Genomic DNA, 13,023 nt, shown 5'->3' with positions numbered 1-13,023 from the left:
ACATAACTGTAAAGAAATCCTTACACATGAAACTCTTATTTTTACACTGCAATAGTATGACAATTATTATCATCTTGATTAACAAATATAGTTAATATAATTCAAACACTTGTTAACCATATATGATTTTCAATATATGCAAAAAGGGGTAGTGAACGCCGGTGCAAATTTGTGTTTCGGAGGGCCGTGTACTAGACTGTAATGGCTCAGCGGCAACACGCTTATCCATGGATAATTTAGCGAAAGAAGCATATGTCCAACGGCATATTTAAAGATCATTTTTCGACCCAGTCCACGTCCTATGGCCGGTTCCGTCCGGAATATCCGGAGGAGCTATTCGGTTATCTTGCCGGCCTTGGCGGGCGGGAGCTGGTCTGGGACTGTGCCTGTGGCAGCGGCCAGGCGAGCCGGGGACTGGCGCGCTATTTCAGTAAAGTTGTCGCCACTGACGGCAGTGCAGAGCAAATTGCCAATGCGCATGGTCCGGACAACGTCACATTTGCGGTCGCCCTGGCCGACAAGTGTCCCCTGGAAGATCGAATCGCTGATCTTGTAACCGTGGCCCAGGCGTTGCACTGGTTTGACCTTGAGGCCTTTTACCGGGAGGTCAGGCGGGTGGTCAGACCGGGCGGCTATATCGCTGTCTGGAGTTATGCCGTAACTTCCGTGACCCCGGAAATTGATGACGCGATTGAAGAGCTCTACAACGGCATTATTGGCCCCTACTGGCCGCCTGAGAGGATCCATGTGGAGGAAGGCTACAAGAGGCTGGCTTTTCCTTTCAGGACGGTGGCGGCGCCGGACATCGCCATGACTGTGCTGTGGGACTTCGAACAGCTGATGGGTTATTTCGGGTCCTGGTCGGCGGTCGCCAGATACAAGCAGGACAAGGGGCATGATCCACTGCCGCTGGTGCGGGATCGCCTGTTGTCGGCCTGGGGAGACCCGGCCAAGGTTCGCGAGGTCTCCTGGCCGCTGATGCTGCGGGTGGGGCAGGTGGGCTGATCAACCGTGCAGCCGCGCGAGCCCTTCTGTCTGTGCCTTTTCCGCCGCTTCCCGCTTCAGGAACATGGCGATGGTAATGAGGCTGAGGACGATCTCGTCCTTCTGGTTTATGACTTCGACTTTGGTTTTGACCGTGCCGAGATAGGGCCGGCTTTTTGAGGGAATAACGTCCAGCACTTCCGTTTTACAATGCAGGCGGTCACCGGCATAAACCGGTTTTTTCCAGCGCAGTTCGTCCACGCCCGGAGCGCCGGCGCCGGCGGAATTGTTGAGGAAATGATCACAGAACATCCGCATCATGACGGAACAGGTCATCCAGCCACTGGCAATCAGGTCACCGAAATGGAATTTTTTGGCATATTCTTCATCGGTATGGAAAAGCTGGGGATCATATTTCCTGGCGAATTCGATGATTTCTTCCTTGGTGATCAGATAGTCACCAAACTCGTCTGTCTGGCCGACTTTGAAATCCTCTAACGTAAACAAGTCCATTGTCGCTTATCCTTCCCTCGGGCTGTGGCTTGGGGAAACTAGCAGGTGTGTTGTCAGGAATCAATATGGACAGGGCATATAATTAACTTGTATATTGTAAGTAAGGCAAACGAATATTGTGCAAATAATTAACTTGTAAATCTTTTTCGGTCCCATAAAGTATCGGCATAATCAATCCAAAGTCAGGGCATTTGATGACAGAGCAGAAAAGTGGCAAAAAACTGGCGCTTCTGGTGGGCATGCTGGTCGCCTTGTCGCCGATGGCGACGGACGCCTATCTTCCTGCCGTGCCCACCATGGCGGAGTTTTTCGGCGTCAAGGTCAGCTATATGCAAACTTCCATCGCCGTGTATTTCCTCGGGTTGGGGTTTGGCCTTATGTTTGGCGGACCGCTGTCAGACCATTTCGGTCGCCGGCGTCTCAGTCGCATTGGCCTCTTCGTCTTCCTCACCTGCTGCCTGGGCATTATTTTTGCCCCGTCCGCCGATATTATTATCGGCCTGAGGCTGTTCCAGGCGGTTGGTGGCGGGTTTGTCACAGTGGTTGGTCCGGCGATTGTCAGGGATCGTTTTGATGGCAAGGAAGCCGCCCGCATCTTTGCCCTGATCGGCCTGATCATGGGTATTGCGCCGCTGGTGGCGCCGGGGCTGGGGTCTTTTATCCTCCTGTTTCTGGGCTGGCACTGGATTTTCTTTGTGATCGCCCTTTATGCCCTGGTCCTGTTGCTGGTGATTATGCCACGCATGCCCGAACGGCAGCACAAGCCGGAAGGCAGTTTTTCCGTTGCCCAAGTGATGCGGGACTATCTGGAAATTTTCCGGAATAAAAGGGCGGTCGGATATATTATCAGCCAGTCCTTCTGTATGACGCTGGTCTATATATTCCTGACTGGCTCCTCCTTCCTCTATATCAGCTATTTCGGCGTCTCCGAGGAAATGTTCCCGTTCCTGTTCGGCTCCAATATGGTCATGGCCATGGTGCTGAACCGTACCAACCCCATTTTGCTGAATTTCTTCTCCCCGCATCAGATCCTCGGCATGGGGCTGACGCTGCAGTGCGCGGCCATGGCTGGATTCGTGCTGCTGAATCTCACCGGTTATGCCCGGCTGGAGTTCGTCTTCCCGCTGATGATCCTTGGTGTCGGCTGCATGGGGCTGACAGCCTCCAACGGCATGACTTGCTTCATGTCCTATTTTCCGGAGAAAAGCGGCACTGCCAGCGGCGTGTTCGGGACTGCCCAATATTTTGTCGGCGGGATCATCGGTTCATTGACCGGGGTGGTGAATGACGGGACCCTGACCCCCATGTCCATAGTCATGTTGTCCACTACAGTGGCGGCGCTTATGGGCTATTTCTTTTTGGCCGGTGGGGCGAGCTTCAAGCTACCAATCCTGCGCCGGGGCGGGGACTGATCCCGCCCTTCCGGCATTTCTGATCAGGTCGCGAAGCGGAAGTGCATCACATCGCCGTCCTGGACGATATATTCCTTGCCTTCCAGGCGCATTTTGCCGGCTTCTTTGGCGCCGGACTCGCCGTTGCAGGCAATATAGTCGTCATAAGCGATGGTTTCCGCCCGAATAAAGCCATGTTCAAAGTCGGTGTGAATAACGCCGGCGGCCTGGGGCGCCTTGGTGTTGCGGGTTACGGTCCAGGCGCGGGCTTCCTTGGGTCCGACCGTGAAATAGGTGATCAGGTTCAGCAGGTCGTATCCGGCGCGGATCACACGGCCGAGACCGGTTTCGCCCAGCCCCAGGTCGGCGAGGAAGGCTTTCTGTTCCTCTTCGTCGTCAAGCTGGGCAATTTCCTCTTCCAGGGCGGCACAGATATTTACCGTGACGGCGCCTTCCGCGGCGGCCATTTCCTCAACCCGGCGGGTGAGCTCGTTGCCCTCTGCCGCATCATCTTCATTGACGTTGCAGACATAAAGCACCGGTTTGGTGGTCAGTAGCTGCAGCTCGTGCAGGATTTTGGCTTCGTCTTCGTCGTTCACTTCGGTGGTGCGGGCAGGCTTGCCGTCCTGAAGCACCGCAAGAGCTTTCTCGACCACGGCCATCATGGCCTTGGCGTCCTTGTCCTGGCCGCGGATCTTGCGCACCAGGTTGTCTTTACGTTTCTCCAGGCTTTCCATGTCCGCCAGCATCAGCTCGGTTTCAATGGTCTCCTTGTCGGCGATGGGATCCACCTTGCCTTCCACATGGGTAATATCCTCATCCTCGAAACAGCGTAGCACATGGATAATGGCGTCCACTTCGCGGATATTGGCCAGAAACTGATTGCCCAGGCCTTCGCCCTTGGAGGCGCCGCGCACCAGGCCCGCAATGTCTACAAAGCCGAGCTGGGTGGGCAGGGTTTCCTTGGAGCCGGCAATTGCCGCCAGCTTGGCGAGGCGCGGATCGGGAACCGGGACCTGGCCCACATTGGGTTCAATGGTGCAGAAGGGATAGTTGGCTGCTGCCGCCGCTGCCGTATTGGTCAGCGCATTGAACAAAGTCGACTTGCCCACATTGGGAAGGCCTACAATACCGCATTTGAAACCCATGGTTTGATCCTGTTACTGGTTTGAATTCTGTGTGTTGTCGTTTTCGGGCTTTTTCTTCGGGGCAGGGGGCTTGAGGATCAATCCCACTGCATTGAGAAAGGCGGCCCCGCTTTCGGCAAGTTTCGGTGCTGCGTCGGCCACGGCGTCGAGAAGCGGATCGAGCCACTCCTGGTCTTGCTTCGAAAAATCACCAAGCACATGGCCGGTGACCCGGCTTTTATCCCCCGGATGGCCAATGCCCATACGGATCCGGTGAAACTCCTTGCCAATATGCTGCTCGATGCTCCGCAGGCCGTTATGGCCGGCATGCCCGCCGCCGGTTTTAAATTTGAGCTTTCCCGCCGGAATATCCAGCTCATCATGGAACACTATCACATCGTCGGGGGTCAGCTTGAAATAGCGCACAGCTTCCCCGACCGCCTGACCGGACAGATTCATATAGGTCTGCGGCTTCAGGATCAGGCATTTTTCGCTGCCCAGTCGTCCTTCATAAACCTGGGCCTGGAAACGATCCCTGGGGGCGGAAAAATTATGGCGGCGGGCAATAATGTCCGCCGCCATGAACCCGATGTTATGCCGGTTGTTGTCGTATTTGCTGCCCGGATTACCGAGCCCGACCAATAACAACATGGCTGGTTCCTGTCTGGAGCAGGAGGATTATTCCTCGCCTGCCTCTTCTTCAGCTGCCTCAGCGGCTTCGCCTTCACCTTCCTCGGCCTCTTCGGCTTCGGCGCTCTTCAGGCCGCTCGGGGCAGCGATGGTGGCGATCGTGAAGTCACGGTCTTCAATAACCGGGGTCACGCCTTCAGGCAGCTTCACAGAGCTGATGTGGACACTCTCGCCCAGCTCCAGTGCGGAAATGTCGATCTCGATCGCTTCCGGGATGGCGTTCGCGGGACAGCTGAATTCCACTTCGTGACGCACCACGTTCAAAACACCGCCGGCTTTCAGGCCCGGGCAGGTTTCTTCGTTTACAAAGTGAACCGGAATGTTGATGTTAACAGTGGCATCCTGAGCCAGGCGCAGGAAATCAACATGCAGCGGCCAGTCGGTTACCGGGTGGAACTGCACATCACGGGGCAGAACCATTTCTTTTTTACCACCGACTTCGATGTCGTAGGTGGTGTTCAGGAAACCGCCGGTGTTCAGCTGCTTGACCAGCTCGATGCGATCGATGGTCACTGTTACCGGATCTTTTTTGTTGCCGTACACGACGGCGGGAATTTTGCCTTCTCTCCGCAGAGCGCGAGAGGACCCCTTACCCGCTTTTTCGCGCAACTCAGCTTTTAAAACTGGGTTAGCCATTTTGAATTCTCCTTAAAAATTAAAACGCGGCCGGTGGCCTCCAGGGGTGCCACAGTCCGTAAGTCGCCGCTTTTAACCCGTAAAAGGTCAAAAGACAATCACTATTTGGCATAAATTGGCGGAAAATATTATAAAATGCGGGATGGTGGGCCGGTCAGGTCCGGCCCGGTCAAATATTTTCCCGATCAGTCAAAAAGAACAGAGACGGAAAGCTCTTCATGAATCCGCTTGATGGCCTCGGCAAACAGCGGGGCAATGGTGATCTGGCGGATATTGTGGGCGTTTTTGACTTCATCCGTCGCCATGATGCTGTCGGTGGTGACCAGTTCATCCATTTCGCTGCCGGTGACGCGCTCGACGGCCTTGCCGGACAGAACCCCGTGGGACACATAGGCGCTGACGGCGGTAGCGCCGTGGGCTTTCAGGGCGCCGGCGGCGTTGCACAGGGTGCCGGCAGAATCAACAATGTCGTCCACCAGGATACATTTATAGCCTTTGACATCACCGATCACATTCATCACTTCGGAAACACCGGCCCGTTCGCGACGCTTGTCGATGATGGCCAGCGGGGCGCCAAGCCGGTTGGCGTAGGCCCGGGCGCGAACCACGCCGCCGACGTCGGGAGAAACAATCATCAGGTTGTCGGTGTCATATTTTTCGCGAATGTCCTGAATCAGGACCGGTGAGGCGAACAGGTTGTCGGTAGGAATATCAAAGAAACCCTGAATCTGGCCGGCATGCAGGTCCATGGTCAGAACCCGGTTGGCGCCGGCGGTGGTGACCAGGTTGGCCACCAGCTTGGCGGAAATCGGTGTGCGCGGCCCGGGTTTGCGGTCCTGGCGGGCATATCCGAAATAGGGGATGACTGCAGTGATGCGTCGTGCAGAGGCCCGGCGCAGGGCATCGATGCAGATCAGCAGTTCCATCAGGTTGTCGTTGGCCGGGAAGTTTGTCGGCTGAATCAGGAAGACGTCCTCACCGCGCACATTTTCCTGGATTTCGACCCAGACTTCCTCGTCAGAAAATCTTTTGATATCGGCCTTGACCAGATCCATGTCGAGACAGGCTGCAATGGCTTCGGAAAGGGGGAGGTTGCTGTTTCCTGACAAGAGCTTCATTTTCGAACTTACCTCATTCTGGAATATGACACATGACTACTGTTTGCAAACGATTGACCAGTGAGTCTCTTATAACGGCAACTGGTCCAAAAAGCGACTCCGGTCTTTGAAATCGGGCGGACGCTAACAGGGAGTCACAAATGTGTAAAGAACAGATGGGTTTTTTTGGCAAATTTCTCAGGTCAGCTGGATCATGGAAATCTGCCGCCCGTAATCCTCTTCCTTGCGGTGGGTAGTGCGGCGGTAACTGAAAAACAGCTCTTCCTCGCGATAGGTGTCCCGGTCCAGGGTAGCAACCTGTCCTGCGCCGGCCCCGGTCAGCCGGTCCTTGACATAGCCCTGCAGGTCAAACAGGAAATGTTCTGCCTTGCCGGAGGGCAGGAACCAGCGCCCGTTGCTTTCTTCCCGTTCGAGAAAACGGTCCCGGAATTCCGGGCCCACTTCATAGGAAGCCTGGGCAATACAGGGGCCGACAACCGCGCAGATGCGGCGTCGGTCGGCACCAAGCGCTTCCATTTCCGACAAGGTGTTTTCCAGGATGCCGCCAAGCGCCCCCTGCCAGCCCGCATGGGCGGCGCCGATCACCGCGGCCCCCGGATCGGCAAACAGGACCGGGGCGCAGTCCGCGGTCAGGATCGAGATCGCCACATTTCTCTGCCGGGTCACGATGGCATCGGCCTTGAGCTCCGGGATAAGGCCCCAGGGGGCATCCAGCCGGGCCACCTCGGCACTATGGATCTGATAGACGCCGCAGAGGTCGGCCGTGCTGCTGCCCAGTGCGTCGAGGCAGGCCTGCCGGTTGGCCAGCACGTCTTCGCGCCGGTCGCGGGAGCCGATGCCGCAATTAAGGCTTTCATAAATGCCTGTGGAACATCCCCCGCGCCGGGTGAAAAAAACGTGACGGACGCCGGGGATCTCTTCGAGCTGCGGGCTGGTCAGGAACTTCGCTGTCATGTCAGAATCCTGCCGGCTCGGGCAGGCCGGGATCGATGATCGCCATGACCTTGAACAGGGTTCCCATCTCGTCCGGCGACACCAGCCGTTTCAGCGCCGACATGATATCGGTCTTCTGCTGTTCAGTCGCCGTGACCAGCAACGAGGAGGCCCGCTGTTCAATGCCGACTGCGGTAAGGAAGTCGCCCTGGGGTACCGGTCCCAGGACACGGCCGCCGGCAGCTTCCGCACATTCCTTCAGGCGCTGGAAATTGACGTGGGCCGTCAGGTCCGCATTCCCCGGGTTTTTGAAGACATCGACATATTCATGCTGTTCCAGGGCCTGGAAGGTGTCGCCGGTGCCGTGGCGATCATGGCCGTAGTCGATGAACAGGGCTGCCCCGCCGTAATCCTTGAGATGCCCGGCCACATCCCTCGCAAGATTTTCTGCGGCGCTGCAGACCTCGGCGATGGCGCCTTCTTCGGCCCGGATCAGGGCGTCGGGAATAAGGTCCGGTGTGATCACTGGTTCCGGGCTCAGGACAAACTGCAATTGTTCCCGGTTTGCATCCAGGCCCACCAGCCGCTCGTGCCAGCCCTTCGGCCCCTTCTGGAACTGGCGGATCGGCAGGGCATCGAAAAACTCGTTGCCGATCAGGAACAGCGGCGCGTCGGTTGCCTCCTGCAGCACGTCGCCAAGCCGGTCATGCCAGGTTGGGGACAGGTAAGGCGAGATTTTCTCCCCCTGGATCTTGCGCAGCGCGGGTGACATTTCCACCAGGTGCAGGCTGAGGCTGTCGAGAAGACCGGGCACGATTTTCATTGCCCGCAGCATATCGACCATCAGGGTACCGCGACCCGGGCCCACTTCGACCAGATGTATTTTCGGTGGCGAGCCCATATTCAGCCAGTTGTTGGCAAACCACAGGCCGACAACTTCGCCGAACATCTGGCTGATTTCCGGGGCGGTGGTAAAGTCCCCTTTCATGCCGAACGGGTCCTGCTTCATGTAATAGCCATGTTCCGGGTTGCCCAGCGCCTCCGCCATATAGAGGGACAGCGGGATCGGCCCCTGCAGGTCGATCAGGTTGATCAGATGTTGTTTCAGTTCATTCATGGACAAAGGTCTGAAATTACAGCAGCTTGTTTTTCCCGGGCCTGAAAATCAGATAGAGCCCGACCAGAACCATCGGCACTGACAGCAATTGCCCCATGGTCAGGAAATCCGTTCCCCACAGGAAATTCAGCTGGCTGTCCGGCTGGCGGAAATTTTCCACAATGGTCCGGCTGACAGAATAGCCGATCAGGAAGGTTCCGGCAATCAGCCCCGGTTTTTGCCGGGCTGAGGTGAAATAATAGAGGAACGACAACAACAGAAACAGGCCGATGCCTTCCAGGCTCGCTTCATAGAGCTGGCTCGGGTGGCGCGGCAGCGGGCCGCCATCCGGGAACACCATGCCAAGCGGAGAGTCAGTCAACCGGCCAAAGAGTTCACCGTTGATGAAATTGGCGATGCGGCCCAGGAACAGGCCGATGGGAGCGACGCAGGCGACGACATCGGCAAAGCGCAGGAACGGCACCTTCGAGCGGTTGCAGAAGTACCAGGTGCCCAGCGCCACACCGAGGAAACCGCCATGGAACGACATGCCGCCGTCCCACAGGGCGAAAATCTTGCCCGGATGCTCCAGATAGAAGGAAAAATTATAAAACAGGACATAGCCGAGCCGGCCGCCGAGAATGGTGCCGAGCATGGCCCAGAAGGCGAAATCCGCCACCTGGTCCTTGGTGCAGGGGGCGCCTTTTGCCTTGATCAGCTTCAGCATATAGGCCCAGCCGAGAAACCAGCCGGCCAGATAGGCGAGGCTGTACCAGCGAATCGCTACGGGGCCGATTTCCACCAGAATAGGGTCAATCTCGGGATAGGTCAGGGCGGAGGACAAGAGAAATTCGATCATGGGAAATTGCCGGACATCGCTGTTTTACAGTCATTTGCCCGTTATCATGACGGCCTTTATCGGGAAGTCAAGCAATGGCGTCTGGAATCTTCTTGGCAAGTCACCGGCGATTGTTCATATTGAGATGAGTGAATATGAACAAACAGGAAACTGATCCGGTGCAGACTGACAATAAATTTTTCGACGACCTGGCGAGACTGGGGCAAAGTGCCGCCGGCACCCTGCATGGCATGAAACAGGAAGTGGAAAACCTGGTCAGGCAGCGACTGGAAACCATCCTGATTGATATGGACCTGGTCACCCGCGAGGAATTCGAGGTGGTCAGGGAACTGGCGACCGAAGCCCGCCGCCAGAACGAGGAGCTTGCCGGCAAAGTGGAAGCTCTGGAAGCAAAAATCGCCAAGCTAGAGAAAAAGAAATGACATCACTGGTATTTGACGGTCTGGAGGAAAGCGGCGGCAATCCGCTGGACATCCTTGAGATGATCATCAATCAGAATGAATGGCCCTATGAGCGCGCCGGCGACGAGGAAATCACCGTGGCCGTAACCGGGGAATGGTGCGACTTCCACATCCGCTTTTTCTGGCTGATGGAAGAAAATATGCTGCAGTCGGCCGGCATGCTGGACATGCGGGTGCCCGACAGCAAGCGGGCCAATATGCTGGAAGTCATGAACCTGGTGAATGAACGGCTGGTTCTGGGGCATTTCAGTATCTGGACCGAAGACAACACGGTGATGTTCCGCAGCACCCAGATGCTGACCGGCAGCCTGCAGGACACGGTCCATGTCTGTGAACAGGTCACCCAGGTGATCCTTGGTGAGTGCAACCGTTATTATCCGGTGTTCCAGTTCGTGCTGTGGGCTGGAAAGTCCCCGCGCGAAGCGCTGGAAGCCGCTCTTCTCGAGACCGTCGGCCACGCCTGAGCCGGCTGAAGAGGTTTGTCATGTCAGATCTATCCCGCATAACATCGCAACATCCGCTGCTTTTGATCGGCTGCGGGAAAATGGGCGGCGCCATGCTGCAGGGCTGGCTGGGGCAGGGGCTTTCCAGCGACGCGGTATGGGTCGTCGACCCCCATCTTGAACCGGCCCGGAATATGGTGCCGGAGCTTGATCCCTGTGCTTTTGTTGAAAATGCCGCCGACCTGCCGGACGGGACAACGCCCTCTTTCGTGGTGCTGGCGGTCAAGCCGCAGATGATGGATGACGCTGTGGGACAGCTTGGTGAACTGGAGTTGTCGGAAAGCCTGCTCCTGTCCATCGCGGCGGGCAAGACCCTGTCCTGGTTTGAAAGCCGGCTGGGCGCGGACAAGGCCATTGTACGCGCCATGCCCAATACCCCGGCGGCGATCGGCATGGGCATTACCGTCGGCTGTGCCAATTCCCTGGTCAGTGAAAGCCAGAAGGAGACCTGCACCGCACTGCTCTCCGCCGTCGGCGAGGTGGACTGGGTGGAGAAAGAAGGTCTGATCGACGCTGTGACGGCCGTGTCCGGCAGTGGCCCGGCCTATGTGTTCCATCTGGTGGAGGCAATGGCGTCGGCCGGGGAGCGGGTCGGACTGGAACCGGACCTGGCCATGAAACTGGCGCTGCGCACGGTGATCGGCGCCGGCGCCCTGCTGGACCAGTCCAGCGAGAGCGCCAGCCAGCTGCGCATCAATGTCACCAGCCCCAACGGCACCACCCAGGCCGCGCTGGATGTGTTGATGGGGGAAGAGGGGCTCGGCAAACTGATGGCCCGGGCCATTCGCGCCGCCTATGACCGGTCCCGCGAACTGGCGGACTAGGCTCTTTTCGGGGACGGCGTCAGCGCCAGTCCCATGCCAATCAGGAACAGGAAGGTCGGCACCGGATGATAGAGGGTGCCGTCAATCATGGCGTTGGCGGCAATGGTCAGCATGATGGCGAGGCCGGCGACTGCCGCCGGATTGTCTGCCATGCGCTGGTTCACATGCCGGAAACCTGACCACAGGCTGCCGCCCAGCGCTGCCAGGAAAGGCAGGCCGCCGACAATGCCCCAGGCCAGCAGCGCCTGGATCACCACATTATGGGGTTGTACGAAAATCCCGCTCGTTTCCTGGGCGATGAATTTAAGCTGGCCGGCGCCGACCCCGAACCACGGCGCCGCCCACCAGTGTTCCAGGGCTTCCAGCCAGATCGCCACCCGGTTCGAACTCAGGCTGTTGAGGCCTCCCTCGGTGGTGATGGTGGTGGCAAAGCGGATCAGGCCGTAATTGTTGTCCGGTCGCGGCAGCGCCAGGGACATCAGGGCGCCCAGGATCATCGAGCCGAAAAAAACAATCGCCACCTGTCTTGTTATGCGGTCTTTCCGCATCAGGAAAAGGCAGATGGCGACAGCGCCGAGAGCTGCCAGGATGGAGCCCCGGCCGCCGGTCCAGCACAACAGCAGCCACAGCAAAGTGAGGGTCACAAAGAAGATTGTTTTCCAGCGGCCGAACATGATATTTCTGGCGGCATAGGGCAGCATGGCGGTGGCGCTCAGCATCACGGCCAGGATATAGTCCAGGTGCCGCACGTTGCTGAATCCCGGCAGGTGGCCGGTCCAGTTAAATCCCGGCTGTTGCGACAGAAAGGCGGTCAGGCCCGTGAACACAAACAGCATCAGGTACAGCGACAGCAGCAGCGCAATATAGAGGCTGAGGGCTTCGCCTTTTTCTTTTCTCATATAGTTGAGCAGCGCCACGGCAAACAGGAAATGAACCAGATACTGGATATATTTGTGGGCCGCCTGTCCGGCATTGGCCGCCGTGTTCAGGGTCAGGAGGGAGGCAACCAGCCACAGCAGGAAACAGCCCCAGATGATCGGCGGGGAGAGGCGGAACTGATAGCGCCGCAGCAGCAGGAAGACAAAGAAGGCGACAATGAAAATAAATTCCACAATCGTGGGAAAAGCGATTTCTTTGGGGCTACTGGGCAGCAGGGTGTTGGGATGCAGGAACAGCACCGCCTGGGGCAGGATCACCAGCAGAACGCACAGCAGTTTCCCAAGGGGCGAAAGTTGATTAAAGCTTTGAAATCCCACATACATGAAGGCGAGTATCCGGGCAAATATCACGCCGGTCAAGCAGAAGATCGTTATTGATCAGTGAACTGCGGCCGGTTGACATGTTCGAGGACTTCGGTGCGGTTTTCCTCGTTGATGAGCTCGGTCAGCACCGACCAGAAGCCTGCCACAGCCTCGGGGCCGGCGGTGCGGCAGGCCTTGAGCAGATGCTCCTTCTGGTGCTCGGCGATCTCGGTCAGCAGCTTTTCGCCCTTGTCGGTGAGATACAGCAGCCGCTGGCGCCGGTCGCTGGGGCCGATTTCCTGACGGATATAGCCATGTTCCACCAGCATGCCGAGCACCCGGGACAGGGACTGTTTGGTGATATTGAGCAGTTTCAGCAGGTCGGCCACCATCAGCCCCGGATTACGGCTGACGAAATGCAGGATGCGGTGGTGCGCCCGGCCCATGCCATACTGCTGCAGCACATCGTCCGGCCAGGAAATAAAGTCCCGGTAGGCGAAGTAGAGCAGTTCCATGCCCTTGAGGAAAATATCGTCCTCCTGCATCATTGCGGGGGAATTTTTTTCAATGTTGAATACGTCAGCCATGTTGACATATTTTAAGTATAATGTTACTGATATCAACAACTTTGTGAAATAATCATTCAA

General features: G+C 57.2%; 15 protein-coding genes. 5 read left to right on the top strand and 10 right to left on the bottom strand.

Going from position 1 to position 13,023, the window contains the following annotated elements; translation table 11 throughout:
* The first annotated feature begins 252 nt into the window (after positions 1-252).
* A complete protein-coding gene (locus FIV46_RS11630; protein WP_139941098.1) occupies positions 253-1,005 on the top strand; it encodes a class I SAM-dependent methyltransferase in 753 nt (250 codons plus the stop codon).
* Here the strand turns inward: FIV46_RS11630 and FIV46_RS11625 are convergent, their stop codons facing one another.
* Complete coding sequence (locus FIV46_RS11625; protein WP_219846099.1) at positions 1,006-1,497, bottom strand: MaoC family dehydratase; 492 nt, start codon at positions 1,495-1,497, stop codon at positions 1,006-1,008.
* A 194-nt stretch (positions 1,498-1,691) separates the two neighbouring features.
* Between FIV46_RS11625 and FIV46_RS11620 the strand changes: the two genes are divergently transcribed.
* Positions 1,692-2,909 carry a multidrug effflux MFS transporter gene (locus FIV46_RS11620; protein ID WP_139941097.1) on the top strand — a complete coding sequence of 406 codons (1,218 nt, stop codon included), beginning with the start codon at positions 1,692-1,694 and terminating at the stop codon, positions 2,907-2,909.
* A 23-nt stretch (positions 2,910-2,932) separates the two neighbouring features.
* On the opposite strand, the gene ychF is transcribed toward FIV46_RS11620, so the two are convergent.
* The 7 genes from ychF to lgt all read right to left on the bottom strand — a co-directional run bounded on the left by ychF (position 2,933) and on the right by lgt (position 9,347).
* On the bottom strand, positions 2,933-4,036 hold the full coding sequence (gene ychF, locus FIV46_RS11615; RefSeq protein WP_139941096.1) for a redox-regulated ATPase YchF: 1,104 nt from the start codon (positions 4,034-4,036) through the stop codon (positions 2,933-2,935).
* 12 nt (positions 4,037-4,048) lie between these two features.
* Entirely contained in the window at positions 4,049-4,666 is a 618-nt protein-coding gene (pth, locus tag FIV46_RS11610) for an aminoacyl-tRNA hydrolase (RefSeq protein WP_139941095.1), read from the bottom strand.
* A gap of 27 nt (positions 4,667-4,693) precedes the next feature.
* Complete coding sequence (locus tag FIV46_RS11605; protein WP_139941094.1) at positions 4,694-5,341, bottom strand: 50S ribosomal protein L25/general stress protein Ctc; 648 nt, start codon at positions 5,339-5,341, stop codon at positions 4,694-4,696.
* A gap of 185 nt (positions 5,342-5,526) precedes the next feature.
* Positions 5,527-6,459: a ribose-phosphate pyrophosphokinase gene (locus FIV46_RS11600; protein WP_139941093.1), complete on the bottom strand. Its 933-nt coding sequence runs from the start codon at positions 6,457-6,459 to the stop codon at positions 5,527-5,529.
* Positions 6,460-6,636: 177 nt separating this feature from the next.
* On the bottom strand, positions 6,637-7,413 hold the full coding sequence (pgeF, locus tag FIV46_RS11595) for a peptidoglycan editing factor PgeF (RefSeq protein WP_139941092.1): 777 nt from the start codon (positions 7,411-7,413) through the stop codon (positions 6,637-6,639).
* A gap of 1 nt (position 7,414) precedes the next feature.
* On the bottom strand, positions 7,415-8,509 hold the full coding sequence (locus FIV46_RS11590; RefSeq protein WP_139941091.1) for a class I SAM-dependent methyltransferase: 1,095 nt from the start codon (positions 8,507-8,509) through the stop codon (positions 7,415-7,417).
* Between the two features lie 16 nt (positions 8,510-8,525).
* Positions 8,526-9,347, bottom strand: a complete 822-nt coding sequence (lgt, locus tag FIV46_RS11585) for a prolipoprotein diacylglyceryl transferase (protein ID WP_219846098.1) — start codon at positions 9,345-9,347, stop codon at positions 8,526-8,528.
* Between the two features lie 134 nt (positions 9,348-9,481).
* Between lgt and FIV46_RS11580 the strand changes: the two genes are divergently transcribed.
* The 3 genes from FIV46_RS11580 to proC are packed head-to-tail and all read left to right on the top strand — an operon-like array spanning position 9,482 to position 11,135.
* The gene (locus FIV46_RS11580; RefSeq protein ID WP_139941090.1) at positions 9,482-9,769 is read left to right on the top strand and encodes an accessory factor UbiK family protein; all 288 of its coding nucleotides are present in this window, start codon (positions 9,482-9,484) and stop codon (positions 9,767-9,769) included.
* The gene (locus FIV46_RS11575; protein ID WP_139941089.1) at positions 9,766-10,272 is read left to right on the top strand and encodes a type III secretion system chaperone family protein; all 507 of its coding nucleotides are present in this window, start codon (positions 9,766-9,768) and stop codon (positions 10,270-10,272) included. Before FIV46_RS11580 ends, FIV46_RS11575 begins: the two co-directional genes overlap by 4 nt.
* Positions 10,273-10,292: 20 nt before the next feature.
* A complete protein-coding gene (gene proC, locus FIV46_RS11570; protein ID WP_139941088.1) occupies positions 10,293-11,135 on the top strand; it encodes a pyrroline-5-carboxylate reductase in 843 nt (280 codons plus the stop codon).
* Here the strand turns inward: proC and FIV46_RS11565 are convergent.
* Positions 11,132-12,397, bottom strand: a complete 1,266-nt coding sequence (locus FIV46_RS11565; RefSeq protein WP_139941087.1) for an O-antigen ligase family protein — start codon at positions 12,395-12,397, stop codon at positions 11,132-11,134. The genes proC and FIV46_RS11565 overlap by 4 nt on opposite strands.
* A 47-nt stretch (positions 12,398-12,444) precedes the next feature.
* Positions 12,445-12,963 (bottom strand): MarR family winged helix-turn-helix transcriptional regulator, encoded by a 519-nt coding sequence (locus FIV46_RS11560; RefSeq protein ID WP_181163215.1) that lies wholly within the window; start codon positions 12,961-12,963, stop codon positions 12,445-12,447.
* Positions 12,964-13,023 lie beyond the last annotated feature (60 nt).

This window comes from Emcibacter nanhaiensis, assembly GCF_006385175.1.
Taxonomy (GTDB): Bacteria; Pseudomonadota; Alphaproteobacteria; order Sphingomonadales; family Emcibacteraceae; genus Emcibacter; species Emcibacter nanhaiensis.
This window is presented reverse-complemented; position numbering and strand designations above follow the sequence as displayed.

Coding starts and splice junctions, on each gene's coding strand:
- FIV46_RS11630 (WP_139941098.1), top strand. CDS start 253: ATGTCCAACGGCATATTTAAAGATCATTTTTCGACCCAGTCCACGTCC.
- FIV46_RS11625 (WP_219846099.1), bottom strand. CDS start 1,497: ATGGACTTGTTTACGTTAGAGGATTTCAAAGTCGGCCAGACAGACGAG.
- FIV46_RS11620 (WP_139941097.1), top strand. CDS start 1,692: ATGACAGAGCAGAAAAGTGGCAAAAAACTGGCGCTTCTGGTGGGCATG.
- ychF (WP_139941096.1), bottom strand. CDS start 4,036: ATGGGTTTCAAATGCGGTATTGTAGGCCTTCCCAATGTGGGCAAGTCG.
- pth (WP_139941095.1), bottom strand. CDS start 4,666: ATGTTGTTATTGGTCGGGCTCGGTAATCCGGGCAGCAAATACGACAAC.
- FIV46_RS11605 (WP_139941094.1), bottom strand. CDS start 5,341: ATGGCTAACCCAGTTTTAAAAGCTGAGTTGCGCGAAAAAGCGGGTAAG.
- FIV46_RS11600 (WP_139941093.1), bottom strand. CDS start 6,459: ATGAAGCTCTTGTCAGGAAACAGCAACCTCCCCCTTTCCGAAGCCATT.
- pgeF (WP_139941092.1), bottom strand. CDS start 7,413: ATGACAGCGAAGTTCCTGACCAGCCCGCAGCTCGAAGAGATCCCCGGC.
- FIV46_RS11590 (WP_139941091.1), bottom strand. CDS start 8,509: ATGAATGAACTGAAACAACATCTGATCAACCTGATCGACCTGCAGGGG.
- lgt (WP_219846098.1), bottom strand. CDS start 9,347: ATGATCGAATTTCTCTTGTCCTCCGCCCTGACCTATCCCGAGATTGAC.
- FIV46_RS11580 (WP_139941090.1), top strand. CDS start 9,482: ATGAACAAACAGGAAACTGATCCGGTGCAGACTGACAATAAATTTTTC.
- FIV46_RS11575 (WP_139941089.1), top strand. CDS start 9,766: ATGACATCACTGGTATTTGACGGTCTGGAGGAAAGCGGCGGCAATCCG.
- proC (WP_139941088.1), top strand. CDS start 10,293: ATGTCAGATCTATCCCGCATAACATCGCAACATCCGCTGCTTTTGATC.
- FIV46_RS11565 (WP_139941087.1), bottom strand. CDS start 12,397: ATGTATGTGGGATTTCAAAGCTTTAATCAACTTTCGCCCCTTGGGAAA.
- FIV46_RS11560 (WP_181163215.1), bottom strand. CDS start 12,963: ATGGCTGACGTATTCAACATTGAAAAAAATTCCCCCGCAATGATGCAG.